General features: G+C 59.6%; 20 protein-coding genes and 1 pseudogene. 5 read left to right on the forward strand and 16 right to left on the reverse strand.

The genetic code is table 11. The annotated features are described in order from the left end of the window. Positions 1-94: pseudogene (locus tag KW848_RS31895) on the forward strand (IS110 family transposase); the annotation flags it as partial. Positions 95-203: 109 nt separating this feature from the next. Here the strand turns inward: KW848_RS31895 and KW848_RS21795 are convergent. The 3 genes from KW848_RS21795 to KW848_RS21805 all read right to left on the reverse strand — a co-directional run bounded on the left by KW848_RS21795 (position 204) and on the right by KW848_RS21805 (position 2,556). Next, complete coding sequence (locus tag KW848_RS21795; RefSeq protein ID WP_076028629.1) at positions 204-1,307, reverse strand: NADH:flavin oxidoreductase; 1,104 nt, start codon at positions 1,305-1,307, stop codon at positions 204-206. Between the two features lie 155 nt (positions 1,308-1,462). Further along, positions 1,463-1,945 carry a glutathione peroxidase gene (locus KW848_RS21800; RefSeq protein WP_218538023.1) on the reverse strand — a complete coding sequence of 161 codons (483 nt, stop codon included), beginning with the start codon at positions 1,943-1,945 and terminating at the stop codon, positions 1,463-1,465. 125 nt (positions 1,946-2,070) lie between these two features. Beyond that, positions 2,071-2,556, reverse strand: a complete 486-nt coding sequence (locus KW848_RS21805; RefSeq protein WP_008150718.1) for a peptidylprolyl isomerase — start codon at positions 2,554-2,556, stop codon at positions 2,071-2,073. Here KW848_RS21805 and KW848_RS21810 point away from each other — a divergent pair. Genes KW848_RS21810 through KW848_RS21820 form a run of 3 tightly spaced genes read left to right on the forward strand, consistent with a single transcriptional unit; the run spans position 2,525 to position 5,929 of the window. Further along, the gene (locus tag KW848_RS21810) at positions 2,525-2,863 is read left to right on the forward strand and encodes a DUF3565 domain-containing protein (protein WP_192410162.1); all 339 of its coding nucleotides are present in this window, start codon (positions 2,525-2,527) and stop codon (positions 2,861-2,863) included. The two genes, KW848_RS21805 and KW848_RS21810, sit on opposite strands and share 32 nt — an antisense overlap. A 60-nt stretch (positions 2,864-2,923) precedes the next feature. Beyond that, the gene (gene pta, locus KW848_RS21815; RefSeq protein WP_218538024.1) at positions 2,924-5,023 is read left to right on the forward strand and encodes a phosphate acetyltransferase; all 2,100 of its coding nucleotides are present in this window, start codon (positions 2,924-2,926) and stop codon (positions 5,021-5,023) included. Then, positions 5,024-5,929 carry an acyltransferase gene (locus KW848_RS21820; RefSeq protein WP_218538025.1) on the forward strand — a complete coding sequence of 302 codons (906 nt, stop codon included), beginning with the start codon at positions 5,024-5,026 and terminating at the stop codon, positions 5,927-5,929. A 168-nt stretch (positions 5,930-6,097) separates the two neighbouring features. Here KW848_RS21820 and cysN read toward each other — a convergent pair whose 3' ends face one another. From cysN to KW848_RS21835, 3 genes are all read right to left on the reverse strand, one after another. Then, positions 6,098-7,996: a sulfate adenylyltransferase subunit CysN gene (cysN, locus tag KW848_RS21825; RefSeq protein WP_046045871.1), complete on the reverse strand. Its 1,899-nt coding sequence runs from the start codon at positions 7,994-7,996 to the stop codon at positions 6,098-6,100. Positions 7,997-8,005: 9 nt separating this feature from the next. Further along, positions 8,006-8,923: a sulfate adenylyltransferase subunit CysD gene (cysD, locus tag KW848_RS21830; RefSeq protein ID WP_030128620.1), complete on the reverse strand. Its 918-nt coding sequence runs from the start codon at positions 8,921-8,923 to the stop codon at positions 8,006-8,008. 248 nt (positions 8,924-9,171) lie between these two features. Then, a complete protein-coding gene (locus tag KW848_RS21835) occupies positions 9,172-9,930 on the reverse strand; it encodes a Nif3-like dinuclear metal center hexameric protein (RefSeq protein ID WP_218538026.1) in 759 nt (252 codons plus the stop codon). Positions 9,931-10,032: 102 nt separating this feature from the next. Between KW848_RS21835 and algW the strand changes: the two genes are divergently transcribed. Further along, the gene (algW, locus tag KW848_RS21840) at positions 10,033-11,193 is read left to right on the forward strand and encodes a Do family serine endopeptidase AlgW (protein ID WP_192410161.1); all 1,161 of its coding nucleotides are present in this window, start codon (positions 10,033-10,035) and stop codon (positions 11,191-11,193) included. A 60-nt stretch (positions 11,194-11,253) separates the two neighbouring features. Here the strand turns inward: algW and hisC are convergent, their stop codons facing one another. From hisC to KW848_RS21890, 10 genes are all read right to left on the reverse strand, one after another. Beyond that, positions 11,254-12,306, reverse strand: coding sequence for a histidinol-phosphate transaminase (hisC, locus tag KW848_RS21845; RefSeq protein WP_218538027.1), 1,053 nt, complete (start codon positions 12,304-12,306; stop codon positions 11,254-11,256). A gap of 2 nt (positions 12,307-12,308) precedes the next feature. After that, entirely contained in the window at positions 12,309-13,646 is a 1,338-nt protein-coding gene (hisD, locus tag KW848_RS21850; protein ID WP_218538028.1) for a histidinol dehydrogenase, read from the reverse strand. 125 nt (positions 13,647-13,771) lie between these two features. Further along, positions 13,772-14,407 (reverse strand): ATP phosphoribosyltransferase, encoded by a 636-nt coding sequence (hisG, locus tag KW848_RS21855; RefSeq protein ID WP_007901570.1) that lies wholly within the window; start codon positions 14,405-14,407, stop codon positions 13,772-13,774. A gap of 128 nt (positions 14,408-14,535) precedes the next feature. Next, a complete protein-coding gene (gene murA / locus KW848_RS21860; RefSeq protein ID WP_111450400.1) occupies positions 14,536-15,801 on the reverse strand; it encodes a UDP-N-acetylglucosamine 1-carboxyvinyltransferase in 1,266 nt (421 codons plus the stop codon). Between the two features lie 22 nt (positions 15,802-15,823). Continuing rightward, entirely contained in the window at positions 15,824-16,063 is a 240-nt protein-coding gene (locus KW848_RS21865) for a BolA family protein (RefSeq protein WP_007912386.1), read from the reverse strand. 113 nt (positions 16,064-16,176) lie between these two features. Next, positions 16,177-16,482 carry a lipid asymmetry maintenance protein MlaB gene (locus tag KW848_RS21870; protein ID WP_008150739.1) on the reverse strand — a complete coding sequence of 102 codons (306 nt, stop codon included), beginning with the start codon at positions 16,480-16,482 and terminating at the stop codon, positions 16,177-16,179. Then, on the reverse strand, positions 16,479-17,135 hold the full coding sequence (locus KW848_RS21875; RefSeq protein WP_218538029.1) for a phospholipid-binding protein MlaC: 657 nt from the start codon (positions 17,133-17,135) through the stop codon (positions 16,479-16,481). Before KW848_RS21875 ends, KW848_RS21870 begins: the two co-directional genes overlap by 4 nt. 11 nt (positions 17,136-17,146) lie before the next feature. Next, entirely contained in the window at positions 17,147-17,614 is a 468-nt protein-coding gene (mlaD, locus tag KW848_RS21880; RefSeq protein ID WP_111450402.1) for an outer membrane lipid asymmetry maintenance protein MlaD, read from the reverse strand. After that, positions 17,614-18,411, reverse strand: coding sequence for a lipid asymmetry maintenance ABC transporter permease subunit MlaE (mlaE, locus tag KW848_RS21885; RefSeq protein WP_192410158.1), 798 nt, complete (start codon positions 18,409-18,411; stop codon positions 17,614-17,616). Before mlaE ends, mlaD begins: the two co-directional genes overlap by 1 nt. After that, positions 18,411-19,220 carry an ATP-binding cassette domain-containing protein gene (locus KW848_RS21890; protein WP_218538030.1) on the reverse strand — a complete coding sequence of 270 codons (810 nt, stop codon included), beginning with the start codon at positions 19,218-19,220 and terminating at the stop codon, positions 18,411-18,413. Before KW848_RS21890 ends, mlaE begins: the two co-directional genes overlap by 1 nt. Positions 19,221-19,226 lie beyond the last annotated feature (6 nt).

Genomic DNA, 19,226 nt, shown 5'->3' on the forward strand with positions numbered 1-19,226 from the left:
CACTCAGGCGCTGGTGATGCTGGCTCGCAAGCTTGCTCGGGTGGTATTCGCCTTGCTGAAAGGGCAAAGCGAATATCAGCCAAAAGCCAGTTGAGGGCTTTCCCTCAACCATAGAATCTCCCACAGTTGACCGCATTCTTCAGGTAGAACTCGGTTGAAAGTGGGAGCGAGCCTGCTCGCGAAAGGGCCCTGCCAAGCGCCGCTTAAACCAGCGTCATCAACGCCTCACGGCTGAACGGCAGAATGTCTTCTTCACGGCCGTCGCGCACTTTCTGCGCCCAGTCCGGGTCCACCAGCAGCGCACGACCTACCGCCACCAAGTCGAACTCATCATTGTTCAAACGCTCCAGCAGTTTTTCCAGGCTGGCCGGCTGCGCGATCTTGTCAGTGTTGACCATGAACTGCAGGAACTCGCCATCCAGGCCGACACTGCCCACGGTGATGGTCGGTTTACCGGTGAGCTTACGGGTCCAGCCGGCCAGGTTCAGCTCGGAACCGTCGAACTCCGGCTCCCAGAAACGACGTGTCGAGCAGTGGAAAATATCCACGCCGGCGTCGGACAACGGCTTGAGGAATTCGCCCAACGCTTCGGGTGTTTGCACCAGGCGCGCGGTGTAATCCTGCTGTTTCCACTGCGAGAAGCGGAAGATAATCGGGAAGCCTTCGCCGACCGCGGCACGCACGGCTTGAATCAATTCGATGGCAAAACGCGAACGGTTAGCCAGGCTGCCGCCGTATTCGTCGGTACGCTGGTTGCTGCCTTCCCAGAAGAACTGGTCCACGAGGTAGCCGTGGGCACCGTGAATTTCCACGCCGTCCATGCCGATGCTCTGGGCGTCTTTGGCGGCCTGGGCAAATGCGGCGATCACGTCCTGGATGTCTTGCTGGGTCATGCCGTGAACCACGACCTGACCGTCCTTCAATTTCTCCGACGGACCGTAACCCGGCACGCTGGCGTCCGGCTCGGTGCCGATGCGGCGCACGCTGCCGACATGCCACAGCTGAGGAACGATCTTGCCGCCTTCGGCATGCACCGCGTCGACCACTTTCTTCCAACCGGCCAATGCCGCTTCACCGTAGAAATGCGGCACGTTCGGGTAACCGTTGGAAGCCTTGTGGCCGACGGTAGTGCCTTCGGTGATGATCAGGCCCACACCCGCAGCGGCGCGACGACGGTAGTACTCGATCACTTTGGAATTGGGAACGCCACCTGGTGAAAACGAACGGGTCATCGGCGCCATGACGACGCGGGTCGGCAATTCGAGGGTGCCGAGGTGGAACGGTTTGAACAGGGCTTTGACGGGCATGGGACGCTCCACGGAAACGGTATCGACGGGACAGATATTTTATGACGGCGATAATATGCGGAGCGGCAAGCGAAGCACAGCACTATTGATTGCGGTGATTAAGGTTCAAAAGGCAGGCATAAAAAATCGCAGCTCAGTGGCTGCGATTTTTTGGTTCAGCTCAGGGCTTTTTCGATCGCATGAATGACAGTCGGATCATCCGGCGCCGTGCGCGGCGAGAATCGCGCCAGCACGCGACCATCCTTGCCCAGCAGGAATTTTTCGAAGTTCCAGGTAATGTCACCAGGAAATTCAGCACCCTCGCCCGCCAGCAGACGGTACAGCTGATGACGATCGTGACCGTTGACTTCCAGCTTGCTGGACAACGGAAAACTCACGCCGTAGTTGAGGCTGCAAAACGCCTGGATCTCTTGCTCGGTACCCGGTTCCTGCCCGGCAAACTGGTTGCACGGCAGGCCCAGTACGCTGAAGCCTTTGTCCTTGTATTGCTGGTAGAGGTTTTCCAGCGCCGCGTACTGTGGGGTCAAGCCACATTTGGAGGCGACGTTGACCACCAGCACGACATGCCCCTTGAAGGGCGCCAGAGGTAGCTCCTGACCATCCAGGCCTGTCAATTTAAGGTCGTGAAAAGCACTCATGACGAACTCCAGATTCCCGTGTTCTTCTCGAAACAGCCACTTGGCGGTGTCACCAGGGACAGCCGCGGACTAAAAAAGGCGCCCCTCGGGCGCCTCTCCAGTTCTCGAAAGCTTAGCGCAGAAAATCAGTGGTGATGGCCACCTTCGCCATGGACGTGACCATGAGCGATTTCTTCCTGGCTGGCATCACGGATGTCGATGATCTTGACCTGGAAGTTCAGGCGCTGACCCGCCAACGGGTGGTTGCCGTCGACGGTGACATCGTCGCCGTCCAGATCGCGAATGGTGACGATCTGCATCTGGCCGTCCGGAGCGGATGCGTGGAACTGCATGCCCACTTCCAGCTCGTCGACGCCTTCGAACATGCTGCGGCTCAAGGTGCTGACCAGTTCGGCAGCGTATTCGCCGTAGGCATCTTCAGGTTCAACGGCTACGGTCAGCTCGTCGCCGACTGTTTTGCCTTCCAGTGCCTTTTCCAGGCCCGGGATGATGTTACCTGCGCCTTGCAGGTAGACCAGCGGCGCGCCGCCGGCGGAGCTGTCGATGACCTCACCAGCGTCGTTGGTCAGGGTATAGTCGATGGAGACAGCCTTATTGGCGGCGATCAGCATGGGGCGAGACCTTTTGCATAAGAATGAAGAATGGCCAAGTTTAGCGAAGCAATCGCCCGAAAGCGAACACAACCCGGACAGACGGATGACGGCGAAAGGCTCGACGGTCACAGGCTTCCATCAAGATGAGGACGGGCACTGGGTGGCCGAGCTTTCCTGCGGTCACACCCAGCACCTGCGGCACCAGCCACCGTGGCAATCCCGAGCCTGGGTGCTGGACCCTTTGCTGCGTAATGAAAAAATAGGCCAGCCCTTTGATTGCGGTTGGTGCGCACAAGGCTCGGTTAGCGCTAACCTTGGCGACTGAATTTCGGTAGAAGGCCAGTCATAGGCGTTCACCATTGCCATGCACCTCCAGAGAATCCGCATGCAAACTTTTTTTATCGCGCCCACCGATTTTGGTGTGGGTCTGACCTCCATCAGCCTCGGGCTGGTACGTACCCTTGAGCGGGCCGGCCTCAAGGTCGGCTTTTTCAAACCGATTGCACAGCCGCATCCGGGTGACACCGGGCCTGAACGGTCCACCGAGCTGGTGGCGCGCACTCACGGTTTGAAACCGCCTCAGCCGCTCGGGCTGGCGCACGTCGAGCGCATGCTCGGCGACGGTCAGCTGGACGAGTTGCTCGAAGAAATCATCACCCTCTATCAGCAGGCGGCAGTCGGTAAGGATGTGCTGATCGTCGAAGGCATGGTCCCGACCCGCAGCGCCAGTTACGCCGCACGGGTCAATCTGCATTTGGCGAAAAGCCTCGACGCCGAAGTGATCCTGGTCTCGGCACCGGAAAACGAGGTGCTGACCGAACTGTCCGGCCGAGTGGAATTGCAGGCGCAATTGTTCGGCGGCCCCAAAGACCCGAAAGTCCTCGGCGTGATCCTCAACAAGGTCAAAACCGACGAGAGCATGGAGGCCTTCGCCTCGCGCTTGAAAGAGCATTCGCCGTTGCTGCGCAGTGGCGATTTCCGTCTGCTGGGCTGCATCCCGTTCCAGCCGGAATTGAACGCCCCGCGCACCCGCGACGTCGCCGATCTGATGGGCGCGCAGATTCTCAATGCCGGTGATTACGAAACCCGGCGCATGACCAACATCATCATCTGCGCCCGCACGGTGCGTAACACCGTGGAGCTGCTCAAGCCCGGCGTGTTGGTGGTGACGCCCGGTGATCGCGACGACATCATCCTCGCCGTCAGCCTCGCCGCCATGAACGGCGTGCCGCTGGCCGGCCTGTTGCTGACCAGTGACACCCTGCCCGACCCGCGCATCATGGACCTCTGTCGTGGTGCGTTGCAGGCGGGCCTGCCGGTGTTGTCGGTGAGCACCGGTTCCTACGACACCGCCAACCAGTTGAACGGTTTGAACAAGGAAATCCCGATCGACGACCGCGAGCGCGCGGAGATCATCACCGATTTCGTTGCCAGCCACCTCGACGCCAAGTGGCTGCACCAACGCTGCGGCACGCCACGGGAAATGCGCCTGTCGCCGGCGGTGTTCCGTTATCAACTGATCCAGCGCGCCCAGGCTGCCAACAAACGCATCGTCCTGCCCGAAGGCAGCGAGCCGCTGACCGTGCAAGCCGCAGCGATCTGTCAGGCGCGCGGCATTGCCCGTTGCGTGTTGCTGGCGAAACCGGCGGACGTCGAAGCCGTGGCTCGCGCCCAAGGCATCGAGCTGCCGCCGGGGCTGGAAATCCTCGACCCGGACCTGATCCGCGAGCGTTACGTCGAGCCGATGGTCGCCCTGCGCAAAACCAAAAGCCTCAACGCGCCGATGGCTGAACAGCAACTGGAAGACACCGTGGTGATCGGCACCATGATGCTGGCGCTGGATGAAGTGGACGGCCTCGTGTCCGGGGTCATTCATTCCACCGCCAACACCATCCGCCCGGCCCTGCAACTGATCAAGACCGCGCAGGGCTGCACGCTGGTGTCATCAGTGTTCTTCATGCTCTTCCCCGAAGAGGTTCTGGTCTACGGCGACTGCGTGATGAACCCGCACCCGAGCGCTAGCGAACTGGCCGAGATCGCCCTGCAAAGCGCCGACTCGGCAGCCGCCTTCGGCATCACCCCGCGCGTGGCGATGATCAGCTACTCCAGCGGTGAATCGGCCAGCGGCGAAGAAGTCGAGAAGGTGCGCGAAGCGACGTTGCTCGCCCACGAGCAACAAAACTCGCTGTTGATCGACGGCCCATTGCAATACGACGCCGCCGCCAACGAAACCGTTGCCCGGCAACTGGCGCCGAACAGCCAGGTCGCCGGTCGCGCCACAGTGTTCGTGTTCCCCGACCTGAACACCGGCAACACCACCCACAAAGCCGTGCAACGCAGCGCCGATTGCGTCAGCCTCGGGCCGATGCTGCAAGGCCTGCGCAAACCGGTGAACGACCTGCCGCGCGGCGCGCAGGTCGATGACATCGTCTACACCATCGCGTTGACCGCGATTCAAGCTGCCAACCGACCTTTGGATCTTTAAATGCTGGACTCCCTACCTGCACCGCTGCGAGGCGTCATTGCCTCGCTGCTGTTGGCGCTGAACACGATTTTGCTTTGCTCGTTTCTGTTCTGCGTGGCGATCTTCAAAGTGTTGCCCTTCGCCCTCACCCAGCGCTTCACGCGCTGGTTGATGAGCCATACCCATGAAGCCTGGATCAGCAACAACAAGGCCTGGATGAACCTTGTCTGCCGCACCCGCTGGCACCTCAGCGGCCTTGAAGGGCTGGACTATCGGCACTCGTACCTGATCACCAGCAACCATCAGAGCTGGGTCGACATCATGGTGCTGCAATACGTGCTCAACCGGCGTATCCAGCCGCTGAAGTTCTTTCTCAAGCAAGAGCTGATCTGGGTGCCAGTGATCGGTCTGGCCTGGTGGACCTTGGGCTTTCCGTTCATGAAGCGCTACTCCAAGGCCTACCTGGAGAAGCACCCGGATAAGAAAGGCAAAGACCTGGAAACCACCCGCAAGACCTGCGACAAGTTCCGCCAAAACCCGGTGGGGATTTTCAATTTCGTCGAAGGCACGCGTTTCACCGACGGCAAGCATGCCCAGCAGAAATCGCCGTTCAAGCATCTACTCAAGCCCAAGGCTGGCGGCATTGCGTTTGTGCTGGATGCCATGGGGGAGCAGCTGGAAGCGATCGTCAACGTGACCATTCACTATCCGGCCGGCCGTCCCGGTTACTGGGATTTGCTCTGTGGGAACGTGAAGGATGTGGTGGTGCACTTTCAGGAGCTGAAGATTCCGCCGCAGTTCATCGGCAAGAACTACGACCAGGACGGCGAGTATCGCTTGCAGTTTCAGGGCTGGATCAATCAGTTGTGGGAAGACAAGGATGCGCTGCTGGGGCAGATGCACCGCGAGTATCCCGCCAAACACTGACCCCCTGTGGGAGCGGGCTTGCTCGCGAAAGCGGACTGACATTCAACATTGATGTCGACTGATACACCGCTTTCGCGAGCAAGCCCGCTCCCACATTTGGAAATCACCAAGCATAAAAAAACCCGCCGATGATCACTCATCGGCGGGTTTTTTATTAGCGGCTAACGCTTAGATCGCACCACGCTTGCGCAGCAGATCCAGCACTTGCTTGACGCTTTCTTCCAGCGACAGCGACTGGGTGTCGACCACAAGGTCGGCGTCCAGTGGCACGTCGTACGGGAAGGAATCGCCCGGGATGTTATCCCCGGCCGCCGCGTACAGGCCTTGTGGGTCACGCTCGGCACAGACCGTCGGCGAAGCCTGGACGTAGACCGTCAGCAGACGTTCCTTGCCGATCAGCTCCCGGGCTTGCTCCCGGCCTTCGGCACTCGGCGCAACGAAGGCCGCCAGCGTCAGCAGACCGGCTTCGTTGAACTGACGCGCAACGTGCGCCGCACGACGCCAGTTCTCGGTACGCCCGGCGCGATCCTGTGGCAGACCTTTGTTCAGGTCGTGACGCAGGTTCTGGCCATCGAGTACAAACACCGCGCGGCCCATGTCGAACAGCTTGCGTTCAACGGCGTAAGCCAAAGTGCTTTTGCCGGCGCCCGACAAGCCGCTGAACAACACGGTGGCCGGTTGCTGGCCGAAGCGTTGGGCGCGTTCTTCGGTGGCAACGTGCGCCAGTTTGCCGTGATGCGTGCTGGTGCCATGGCTCAACGGCTGAGCGATGATCATGCCGGCCGCAACGGTGCCATTGGTCAAACGATCGATGACGATGAACGAACCGGTGGTGCGGTTGCTCGCGTAACCGTCCAGCGCGATGGCCGCGTCGAGGCTGATCTTGACCCGACCGATCTCGTTCAAGTGCAACGAACTGGCCGGACCTTCTTCCAGGGTGTTCACGTCAACGCGGTTGACGATGCTGGTGATCGAACCCGGCACGTAGGTGGTGGCGCGCTTGATGTCGTATTTCTTGCCCGGCAGCATCGGCTCTTCGGCCATCCATACCAGCATGGCGTCGAAGGCGTCGGTCACTTGCGGCTGGTTGTCAGCGTGCACCAGCAAGTCGCCGCGGGAGATGTCGATCTCGTCTTCCATGGTCAGCGTCACCGCTTGACCAGGACCGGCGTGCTCCAGCTCACCTTCGAAGGTGACGATGGATTTCACACGGCTGCTCTTGCCCGACGGCAGCACCACGACTTCGTCGCCCTTGTGCACGACGCCGCTGGCCAGCGTACCGGCGAAACCACGGAAGTTCAGGTTCGGACGGTTGACGTACTGCACCGGGAAACGCAGGTCGGTGTAGTTGCGGTCGTTGGCAATCTCGACGGTTTCAAGGATTTCCATCAGCGACTGGCCGGTGTACCACGGCGAGCGCTCGGACTTGTTCACCACGTTGTCGCCTTTCAGCGCCGACATCGGCACGAAGGCCATGGTGGTCGGCTTGAACGCGATGCCTTCGGCGAACTTCAGGTAATCGGCCTTGATCGACTCGAAGACAGTTTCGTCGAAACCGTTGAGGTCCATCTTGTTGATGGCGACAACGATGTGTTTGATGCCCAGCAACGAGGCAATGAAGCTGTGGCGACGGGTCTGGGTCTGCACGCCGTAACGGGCGTCGACCAGGATGATCGCCAGGTCACAGGTGGACGCACCGGTGGCCATGTTGCGGGTGTACTGCTCATGGCCAGGGGTGTCGGCAATGATGAATTTGCGTTTGGCGGTGGAGAAGTAGCGGTAAGCGACATCGATGGTGATGCCCTGCTCACGCTCGGCCTGCAGGCCGTCGACCAGCAATGCCAGGTCGATGTCGTCGCCAGTGGTGCCGACTTTTTTCGAGTCGCGGGTAATGGCTTCCAGGTGATCTTCGTAGATCATTTTGGAGTCGTGCAGCAGGCGCCCGATCAGAGTGCTCTTGCCGTCGTCGACGTTGCCACAGGTCAGAAAGCGCAGCATTTCCTTGCGTTCGTGCTGGCCCAGGTAGGCGAGGATGTCCTCGCTGATCAAATCAGATGCGTGCGACATGACAACCCCTTAGAAATAACCCTGACGTTTCTTTTCTTCCATCGAGCCTGCGCCATCGTGATCGATGACCCGGCCCTGGCGTTCGGAAGTTCGCGTCAGGAGCATTTCCTGAATGATGTCGGTCAGGCTGGTGGCCTCGGACTCGACCGCACCGGTCAACGGGTAGTCGCCGAGTGTACGGAAGCGGACCTTCTTCTTGACGATGCGCGCCTTGTCTTCATCGCTCAGGTGATTGAGCAGGCGTTCGTCGTCGATCATGATCCAGGTGCCATTCATCTCGATGACGTCGCGCTCGGCGGCGAAATACAGCGGCACAATCGGGATGCCTTCGAGGTAGATGTACTGCCAGATGTCCAGTTCGGTCCAGTTCGACAACGGGAAAACACGGATCGATTCGCCCTTGTTGACCTTGCCGTTGTAGACGTTCCACAACTCGGGACGCTGGTTTTTCGGGTCCCAGCGGTGCTTGGTATCGCGGAAGGAATACACGCGCTCTTTGGCACGGGATTTCTCTTCGTCACGACGGGCACCACCGAAAGCGGCATCGAAACCGTACTTGTCGAGGGCCTGCTTGAGGCCTTCGGTTTTCATGATATCGGTGTGCTTGGCGCTGCCGTGGGTGAGCGGGTTGATACCCTGCGCAACACCCTCGGGATTCACGTGCACCAGCAGGTCAAGGCCGAGCTCTTCGACCATGCGGTCGCGGAACGCGTACATTTCCTTGAACTTCCACCGGGTGTCGACGTGCATCACCGGGAACGGCAGTTTGCCCGGGAAGAATGCCTTGCGCGCAAGGTGCAGCATCACGGCGGAGTCTTTACCGACGGAGTACAGCATCACCGGGTTATCGAACTCGGCGGCGACCTCGCGGATGATGTGGATGCTTTCGGCCTCCAGCTGTTTCAGATGCGTCAGTTTGTCGACCATGGCTACTCACGAAAACGATCTTATGGACGGCCAGCGGGCCGTGTTCGAGCGAGGAATCCTAGCACAGCGACCTCTTCTAATCAGGACGCAAGCTAGATCGAAAGGGTATATGAATATACCTGCCTGTTCGGGTGTACTGGGTCCTGTGGGAGTGAGCCTGCTCGCGATAGCGGTGTGTCAGTCACATCAATATCGAATGTGACGCAGCTATCGCGAGCAGGCTCGCTCCCACAGTGGGTATGGGTGATTCAGATCGGATTCGGGCAATCGATGAAGATGTGCTCGAGGGCAAAGCGCCGCGCCAGATAATCGCCCAACGCCTGCACGCCATAACGCTCGGTGGCGTGATGGCCGGCGGCGATGAAGCTGATGTCGTTTTCCCGGGCGCTGTGGAAGGTCTGCTCGGACGCCTCACCGCTGAGGTACAAGTCGACGCCAGCCAGCACGGCCTGATCGATGTACCCCTGACCGCCACCGGTGCACCAGCCAACGCGGCGAATCATCTCGCTGCCTTCGATCAGCAACGGCTCGCGGCCCATGACTTCTTGTACGCGGCGGGCAAAATCGCGGGCCGTCACCGGCTCGTTCAATGAACCGACCAGCCCGACAACTTTGAGATTGTCCGGATCCAATGGGCCTTCCACTGTGATATCGAGCTGACGTGCCAGCTGAACGTTATTGCCGACTTCCGGGTGCAGATCCAGCGGCAGATGGTAGGACAACAGGCTGATATCGTGCTTGAGCAGGGTTTTCAACCGACGCTGCTTCATGCCGGTGATGCACGGACTCTCGCCTTTCCAGAAATAGCCGTGATGCACCAGTACCAGGTCGGCGCTGGCTTCCACAGCGGCGTCGAGCAACGCCTGGCTGGCGGTGACGCCACTGACGATGCGCATGACCTGCGGCCGGCCTTCGACCTGCAACCCGTTGGGGCAGTAATCGGCAATCTTTGCACTGTTAAGGTAACGGTCGGCTTCTTCGACCAGGGTGCTCAAGGCGACGGCCATAAAAGACTCCTAAATATCCCGTTCAGAGGCACGCTTCGCCTCGTATAATGCGCGACATTATGGGCGGTCTCATACCGCCTGCAACCTCTCAGGACGTGCTTAATGCTCAAAGCGCTGCGTTTTTCTGGCTGGCCGCTGTTGGCCGGCGTGCTTATTGCCCTGTTAATCATCCAGCGTTACCCGCAGTGGGTCGGACTCCCGAGCCTCGACGTCAACATGCAGCAAGCCCCGCAAACCACCACCATGCAACAAGGTCCGGTGTCCTATGCCGACGCAGTGACCACGGCCGCACCTTCGGTGGTCAACCTGTACACCACCAAAGTCATCAACAAGCCGAACCATCCGCTGTTCGAAGATCCGCAGTTCCGTCGTTTCTTCGGCGACAACTCGCCCAAGCAGAAGCGCATGGAATCGAGCCTCGGCTCGGGCGTGATCATGAGCCCGGAAGGTTACCTGCTGACCAACAACCACGTGACCAGCGGCGCCGACCAGATTGTGGTAGCGCTCAAGGACGGGCGTGAAACCCTGGCCCGAGTGATCGGCAGCGACCCGGAAACCGACCTCGCGGTCCTGAAGATCGACTTGAAGAATCTTCCATCGATCACCGTCGGGCGCTCCGACAACATCCGCATCGGCGACGTGGCCCTGGCCATCGGCAACCCGTTCGGCGTCGGCCAGACCGTGACCATGGGCATCATCAGCGCCACCGGGCGCAATCAGCTGGGCTTGAACAACTACGAAGACTTCATCCAGACCGACGCGGCGATCAACCCCGGCAACTCCGGCGGTGCGCTGGTGGATGCCAACGGCAACCTGACCGGCATCAACACGGCGATCTTCTCCAAGTCCGGCGGTTCGCAGGGCATCGGTTTCGCAATCCCGGTGAAGCTGGCCATGGAAGTGATGAAGTCGATTATCGAGCACGGCCAGGTGATTCGCGGCTGGCTCGGTATCGAAGTGCAGCCGTTGAGCCAGGAACTGGCGGAATCGTTTGGCCTGTCGGGGCGGCCGGGCATTGTGGTCGCGGGGATTTTCCGTGACGGCCCGGCACAGAAGGCCGGCCTGCAACTGGGTGACGTGATCCTCAGCATCGACGGCGAACCGGCGGGCGATGGTCGCAAGTCAATGAACCAGGTGGCGCGCATCAAGCCGACCGACAAGGTGACGATTCAGGTGATGCGCAATGGCAAAGAGCTGAAGCTCACGGCAGAAATCGGTCTGCGTCCGCCGCCTGCGCCGATCAAGGAAAAAGAAGAAGAGTAAGCAGTCGATACCAAACCCTGTGGGAGCGAGCCTGCTCGCTCCCACAGGGTCAGTGTTGAGTCAGAGGTCGCCGAGGCTGTCGATCAACGCCTGATTCTGCTCCGGTGTGCCAATCGAGATCCGCAGGAACTGGGCAATCCGTTCCTGCTTGAAGTGCCGAACGATCACGCCTTGCTCACGCAACTTCGCCGCCAGCCCTGCCGCATCGTGTTGCGGATGACGGGCGAAGATGAAGTTCGCCGCCGACGGCAACACTTCAAAACCTTTCGCTTGCAGTTGCGCAACGACGTTTTCACGATTCTCGATGACCAACCGGCAAGTCTTGTCGAAGTACTCACGATCTTCGAACGCTGCGGCTGCACCGACATTCGCCAGACGATCCAGCGGATAGGAGTTGAAGCTGTTCTTGATCCGCTCCAGCGCCTCGATCAGGTCCGGGTGCCCCACCGCCAGCCCCACCCTCAGGCCCGCCAGTGAACGGGACTTGGACAGGGTCTGGGTCACCAGCAGGTTCGGATAACGATCCACCAGGCTGATCGCCGTCTCACCGCCGAAATCGATGTAAGCCTCATCCACCACGACCACCGAATCCGGGCTGGCCTTGAGGATTTTCTCCACCGCATCCAGCGCCAACAGGCAGCCGGTCGGTGCGTTCGGATTCGGGAAGATGATCCCGCCGTTCGGCTTGGCGTAGTCCGCCGGGTTGATCTGGAACTGCTCGTCCAGCGCCACCGCGTCGAAGGCGATGCCATACAACCCGCAGTAAACCGGATAGAAGCTGTAGCTGATATCCGGGAACAGCACTGGATTATCGTGTTGCAGCAAGCCGTGAAAAATGTGCGCCAGGACTTCGTCGGAACCGTTGCCGAGGAACACCTGATTGCTCTGCACGCCGTAGTACCTGGCCACCGCGTTCTTCAGCAGATCGCTGTTCGGGTCCGGGTACAGACGCAAATTGTCGTTCAGTTCGGTCTGCATCGCCGCCAAGGCTTTTGGCGATGGTCCGTACGGGTTTTCGTTGGTGTTGAGCTTCACCAGTTTCGCCAGTTTCGGCTGCTCGCCCGGCACGTAAGGCACCAGGCTCTTGACGAAGGGACTCCAGAATTTACTCATGCTCAGTTGCCCTGCCCTTGTAGAGAGTCTTCGTCAACGATGCGGTACTCGGCACTGCGCGCGTGAGCGGTCAACGACTCGCCACGGGCCAGCACGGAAGCGGTTTTGCCCAGTTCCGACGCCCCCTGCTCGGAGCAGTAGATGATCGACGAGCGCTTCTGGAAGTCGTACACACCCAGCGGCGAGGAGAAACGCGCGGTGCCGGAGGTAGGCAACACGTGGTTCGGGCCGGCGCAGTAGTCGCCCAAGGCCTCGGAGGTGTGACGGCCCATGAAGATCGCGCCAGCGTGGCGAATCTTCGGCAGCCAGGCCTGCGGATCAGCAACGGACAACTCAAGGTGTTCCGGTGCGATGCGGTTGGCCACTTCGATGGCTTGATCCATGTCGCGGACCTTGATCAGCGCACCACGGCCATTGATCGACGTTTCGATGATCTCGGCGCGCTCCATGGTCGGCAGCAGTTTGGCGATGCTGGCGGCGACCTTGTCGAGGAACTCGGCGTCCGGGCTGACCAGAATCGCCTGGGCGTCTTCGTCGTGCTCGGCCTGGGAGAACAGGTCCATGGCGATCCAGTCCGGATCCGTCTGGCCGTCGCAGACCACGAGGATTTCGGATGGGCCGGCGATCATGTCGATGCCGACCTGGCCGAACACGTGGCGCTTGGCGGTGGCGACATAGATGTTGCCCGGACCGACCACCTTGTCGACCTTCGGCACGCTTTCGGTGCCGTAAGCCAGCGCAGCAACCGCTTGAGCGCCGCCGATGGTGAACACGCGGTCGACGCCGGCGATGCAGGCTGCGGCCAGCACCAGCTCGTTGATTTCGCCACGAGGCGTCGGCACTACCATGACCACTTCAGTCACGCCGGCCACCTTGGCCGGAATTGCATTCATCAGTACCGAGGACGGATAAGACGCCTTACCGCCCGGTACGTACAGGCCGGCGCGATCCAGCGGCGTGACCTTCTGGCCCAGCACCGTGCCGTCGGCTTCGGTGTAGCTCCAGGAATCCTGTTTCTGTTTCTCGTGGTAGCTGCGTACTCGGGACGCGGCTTTTTCCAGCGCTTCACGCTGTGGCACGGTGATTCGGGTCAGGGCCAGTTCCAGGCGCTCACGAGGCAGAATCAAGTCCGCCATGGACGCGACCTGCAGGCCGTCGAACTTCTGGGTGAATTCCACCAGCGCCGCATCGCCACGCTCGCGCACGGCCTTGATGATGTCCAGCACCCGCTGATTGACCGAGTCGTCAGACACACTTTCCCAGCTCAGCAGATGATCCAGATGATGTGCGAAATCCGGGTCAGCAGCGTTGAGTCGGCGAATTGCAGTCGGTGCGGTCATAGCGAGAGCCTCATAGGAATGGCAAAAAACTCAGGTACCCGAAGCTACCATCGATCCGCTTGGGCACCTGAGAATTCTGGCTATGAGGCGGATAGACGGGCGCGACTTAACGTCGCGCAGGTAAATCAGCCGCGGTGTCGAGACTCCACTGCCTTGCGCAGGGTGTCGATCAACGCCTGGATACGGGCGTGCTGCATTTTCATCGATGCTTTGTTCACGATCAGCCGGGAGCTGATGTCGGCAATGAAATCCTGGGGTTCCAGGCCATTGGCGCGCAGGGTGTTGCCGGTGTCGACCACGTCGATGATCTTGTCTGCCAGACCGATCAGCGGCGCCAGTTCCATCGAGCCATAGAGCTTGATGATGTCGACCTGACGGCCCTGTTCGGCGTAGTAGCGCTTGGCAACGTTGACGAATTTGGTCGCCACACGCAGGCGGCCCTTGGGCTCGACATCGCCGACACGGCCAGCCGTCATCAGCTTGCACAGGGCAATTCGCAGGTCCAACGGCTCGTACAAACCCTGGCCGCCATATTCCATCAGCACATCTTTACCGGCGACGCCCAGGTCAGCGGCACCATGTTCGACGTAAGTCGGCACATCGGTGGCGCGCACGATCAGCAGACGTACATCGGCCTGGGTCGTGGGGATGATCAGCTTGCGGCTCTTGTCCGGATTCTCGGTCGGCACGATGCCCGCTTCAGCCAGAAGCGGCAGGGTGTCGTCAAGGATACGGCCCTTGGACAGTGCGATGGTCAACATGGGAAACGTCAGTCCTTATCAAGGTACTCATGCCCGGTCGCAAATGGCGCCGGACACACATCGAGCCTGAAACAGGCTCGACTTGAAACGAAATCAACGGGCACGTCCTTGCGCCCATGCAGCAGAAACTAGCCCGGTACGCGGCGGATCTTGGCGCCGAGCATCTGCAGTTTCTCTTCGATGCACTCGTAACCACGGTCGATGTGGTAGATGCGGTCGATCAAGGTGTCACCTTCAGCGATCAACGCCGAGATCACCAGACTGGCCGAAGCACGCAGGTCGGTGGCCATGACTGGCGCGCCCTTCAGCGTTTCGGTGCCAGTGACGATGGCGGTGTTGCCTTCAACCTGGATCTTGGCGCCCATGCGGTGCAGTTCGTACACGTGCATGAAGCGGTTTTCGAAGATCGTCTCGATCACAGCGCCCGTGCCTTCGGCAATGGCGTTGAGGGAAATGAACTGCGCCTGCATATCGGTCGGGAATGCCGGGTACGGAGCGGTGCGCACGTTAACGGCTTTTGGCCGCTTGCCGTGCATGTTCAGCTCGATCCAGTCTTCGCCGCAGGTGATTTCGGCACCCGATTCCTTGAGTTTCTCAAGAACGGCTTCGAGGATGGTCGGATCGGTGTCCTTGACCTTCACACGACCGCCAGTCACAGCAGCGGCGACCAGGTAGGTGCCGGTCTCGATACGGTCAGGCATCACTTTGTAAGTGGTCGGGTGCAGACGCTCGACGCCATCGATGGTGATGGTGTCAGTGCCGGCGCCAGTGATCTTGGCGCCCATGGCGATCAGGAAGTTCGCCAGGTCGATGACTTCAGGCTCGCGAGCGGCGTTTGCCAGAACGCTGCGGCCCTTGGCCAGAGCGGCCGCCATCATGATGTTTTCGGTACCGGTCACACTGACGGTGTCGAAGAAGAAGTGCGCACCGCGCAGGCCACCTTCAGGTGCCTTGGCCTTGATGTAGCCGCCTTCGACGTCGATGACCGCGCCCATGGCTTCGAGGCCACGAATGTGCAGGTCAACCGGACGCGAACCAATGGCGCAACCGCCAGGCAGTGCGACTTCGGCTTCACCGAAACGGGCAACCATCGGGCCCAGCACCAGGATCGACGCACGCATGGTTTTCACCAGTTCGTACGGAGCGATCAGGGTCTTGATGGTGCGCGGGTCGATTTCGACGCTGAGTTTCTCGTCGATCACCGGCTCGATGCCCATACGACCGAACAGCTCGATCATGGTGGTGATGTCGTGCAGGTGCGGCAGGTTGGCAACAGTCACCGGGCCATCGCACAGCAAGGTTGCAGCCAGGATCGGCAGGGCAGAGTTCTTTGCCCCGGAGATGCGGATTTCGCCATCAAGACGAACGCCACCGGTAATTATCAATTTATCCATAAGAATCTCGACGCCCTTGGGCTCAGGTGCGCTCGGCCCAGGCCGCGCTGCTGAAAAATTTCATAGTGACCGCATGGATGCTGCCATCGGTGATCCATGGGTTCAAATGGGCATAGATCTGCTGCTGACGCTTCACCGGGCTCAACGCCGCCAGTTCATCGCTAATCACGTTCAGCTGAAAGTTGCAGCCTTCGCCCTCGACTTCTACTAGGGTTCCTGGCAGCTTTCCTTCAAGGAAGCTCTTCACTTCTACGGCCTGCATGCTCAACCTCAATCGGCGCCCTGTGCGCGCGGGTCGGACATCATACAAAAAAGCCCCGCGCCTGCGAACCCCGCGAAGCAGGACTCTGACGGGGGGCTTCTTAATAGATGCGGTTATGGATGCGCCAACAGCTCGGTCAATTCGCTGACCTGAGCGATTTCGCGCATGTCTTCTGGCATCCCGCGGATGCTCAGCGCCTTGCCGGCCGCCTCTGCATCACGCATGAAGCACAGCAACAGTGACAAGCCGACACTGCTGGACTTCAACACTGCCGAGCAATCGACCACCAGTGCAGCGGCCTTGCTGGATTTGATCAGCGCCTGCCCCTGCTTGCGCAAACCGGGGCCGGTGCGGTAATCCAGCATGCCGCTGAGCGTCAGCTCGCCGGATTCGCTCATGCGAATGGCCGACACACTCATTGAGCTTGCTTCTCGGGTGTTTGCTTCTGGCTGGCTTCCTTGGCTTTGGCCACTTCTCCGGCCCAACCATTGATGGTCTTGTCCAGGTCGTTGCCATTGCGCTGCATGGCATCAGCGAACTGATCACGGAACAGCTTGCCGATGTTAATGCCGTTGATGATCACGTTACGCAGCTTCCACTCGCCATTGATCTTTTCGAGTGTGTAAGACACAGGATAGATCGCGCCGTTGGCGCCTTTGACCGTCATGGCAACGCTTGTACGGTCTCCCGACTCATCCTTGGCAGGGTCGACGACGATCCCCTGATTGTTGTACTCGAGCAAAGCGTTGCCATAGAACTGGAACAGGCCCTTTTTGAAGTTTTCTTCAAAGGTCTTCATTTGCGCAGGCGTGGCTTTGCGCGAATATTTGACCGTCATGATGCTCTTGGAAATGCCCTCGGCATCCACAACAGGTCCGACGATGGTGTTCAGCGCCGTATAGAAGTCTTGCGGGTCTTGCTTGTACTTCTCTTTATTGGCCGACAGATCGGCAAGTAGCCGATTGGTGGTGTCCTGCACGATATCGTGCGCTGAGGGCGCCGCCACGGCGTTAGCCATCAACGGCAGGGCCGCGAGTAATACCAACAGGCCACGTCGCAAGGTAGAGATCATTCAAAAGCTCCTCATTTGGCGTCTTTACTAACGGTATTGAGCAGAAATTTACCGATCAGGTCTTCGAGTACCAGCGACGACTGCGTGTCGTGGATGGTTGAGCCATCCTTGAGCAAGCTTTCTTCGCCGCCCACGCTGAGACCGATGTACTTCTCGCCCAACAGGCCAGCGGTCAGGATAGATGCAGTGGAGTCAGTCGGCAGGTTATCTACGCGTTTTTCCAGCTGCATGGTCACTCGACCGGTGAAACTGTCGCGGTCCAGATCGATCGCCGTGACCTTGCCGATGGTCACACCGGCCATGGTCACTTTAGCTCTGACAGTCAAACCGGCGATATTGTCGAAATACGCATAAAGTTTATAAGTATCGGTGGTTGCGCTCGGGGACAGGCCACTCACCCGCAACGCCAGCAACAGCAAAGCCAGGATGCCAGCCAGCAAGAAAAGGCCGACACCGATTTCCAGGGTGCGGTTTTGCATCAGAAATCTCCAAACATCAAGGCGGTCAGAATAAAGTCCAGGCCGAGTACAGCCAAAGAGGCATACACCACGGTTTTGGTAGTGGCACGACTGATCCCCTCGGAAGTGGGCTCGCAGTCATAGCCTTGGAATACGGCGATCCAGGTCACGACAAAGGCGAAAACGATGCTTTTGATGATGCCGTTGAGCACATCGTCTGCAAAGGTCACGCTGTTCTGCATGTTGGACCAGTAGGAACCTTCATAGACACCCAGCCAGTCGACGGCCACCCACGAACCACCCCAGATGCCCACCACGCTGAAGATCATCGCCAGCACCGGCAGGGAAATGAAGCCGGCCCACAGGCGCGGGGCAATGATGTACTTGAGCGGGTCGACACCAATCATTTCCAGACTGGACAACTGCTCGGTGGACTTCATATTGCCGATTTCGGCAGTCAATGCCGAACCGGCGCGTCCGGCGAACAGCAATGCCGTGACCACGGGCCCCAGTTCACGCAACAGCGTCAGCGCAACCATCTGGCCGACTGCCTGCTCCGAACCATAGCTGGATAGAATATTGAAGCCTTGCAGCGCCAACACCATGCCGATGAACACCCCGGAGACCACGATGATCACCAGGGACATTACGCCCACCGAATGCAGTTGCTTGATCAGCAAGCCAAAACCGCCGCCAATGCCGCCACGACCGAACAAGGCATGAAACAGGAATATTGCCGAACGGCCGAACACCCCCAGCGCGTCGATGCCAGAGTGTCCGAACCGGCGAACCCGTTCTACTAGTGAAATCTTGCGCATCAACGCTGCCCCAGAAGATCTGCGCGGTAATCCGTCGCTGGAAAGTGATAGGCAACCGGACCGTCGGGCTCGCCTGTCATGAATTGACGGATGCGTGGCTCCTGCGAGTTCATCAGCTCCTCGGGAGTGCCCTGCCCCAACACCTGGCCTTCGCCGACGACATAGATGTAATCGGCGATGCTCGCGGTCTCGGCCAGGTCGTGGGAGACCACGATACTGGTGATGCCCAGCGCATCGTTGAGCAGACGGATCAGACGCACCAGCACCCCCATGGCGATGGGGTCCTGGCCGACGAAGGGCTCGTCATACATGAGGATCTGCGGATCGAGGGCAATCGCCCGCGCCAAAGCGACGCGACGTTTCATGCCGCCGGACAACTCGTCAGGCATCAGGTCGATGGCACCACGCAAGCCCACGGCCTGCAATTTGAGCAGGACGATGTCCCGGATTATTTCTTCCGGAAGTTCAGTATGAACGCGTAGCGGAAAGGCCACGTTCTCGAACACATCGAGATCGGTGAACAGTGCACCACTCTGAAACAGCACGCCCATGTGCTTTCGCGCATCGAACAGATCACCGCGCGACAGTTTCGGCAGGTTCTGTCCATTGACCCAGACTTCGCCTTTGGTAGGCCGCAACTGTGCGCCCATCAGCCGCAACAGCGTAGTCTTGCCACACCCGGAAGGCCCCATGATGCCGGTGACCTTGCCGCGCGGGATACGTATATCGACGTTATTGAAAATGCTGCGCGTTCCGCGCTTGAAGGTCAGTCCCTTCAGCTCGATCGCGTAGGCTTTATCGGCACTCATCTAATC

Origin of the sequence: Pseudomonas sp. PDM25 (assembly GCF_019219045.1) — a bacterium.
In the GTDB taxonomy this organism is placed as follows: Bacteria; Pseudomonadota; Gammaproteobacteria; order Pseudomonadales; family Pseudomonadaceae; genus Aquipseudomonas.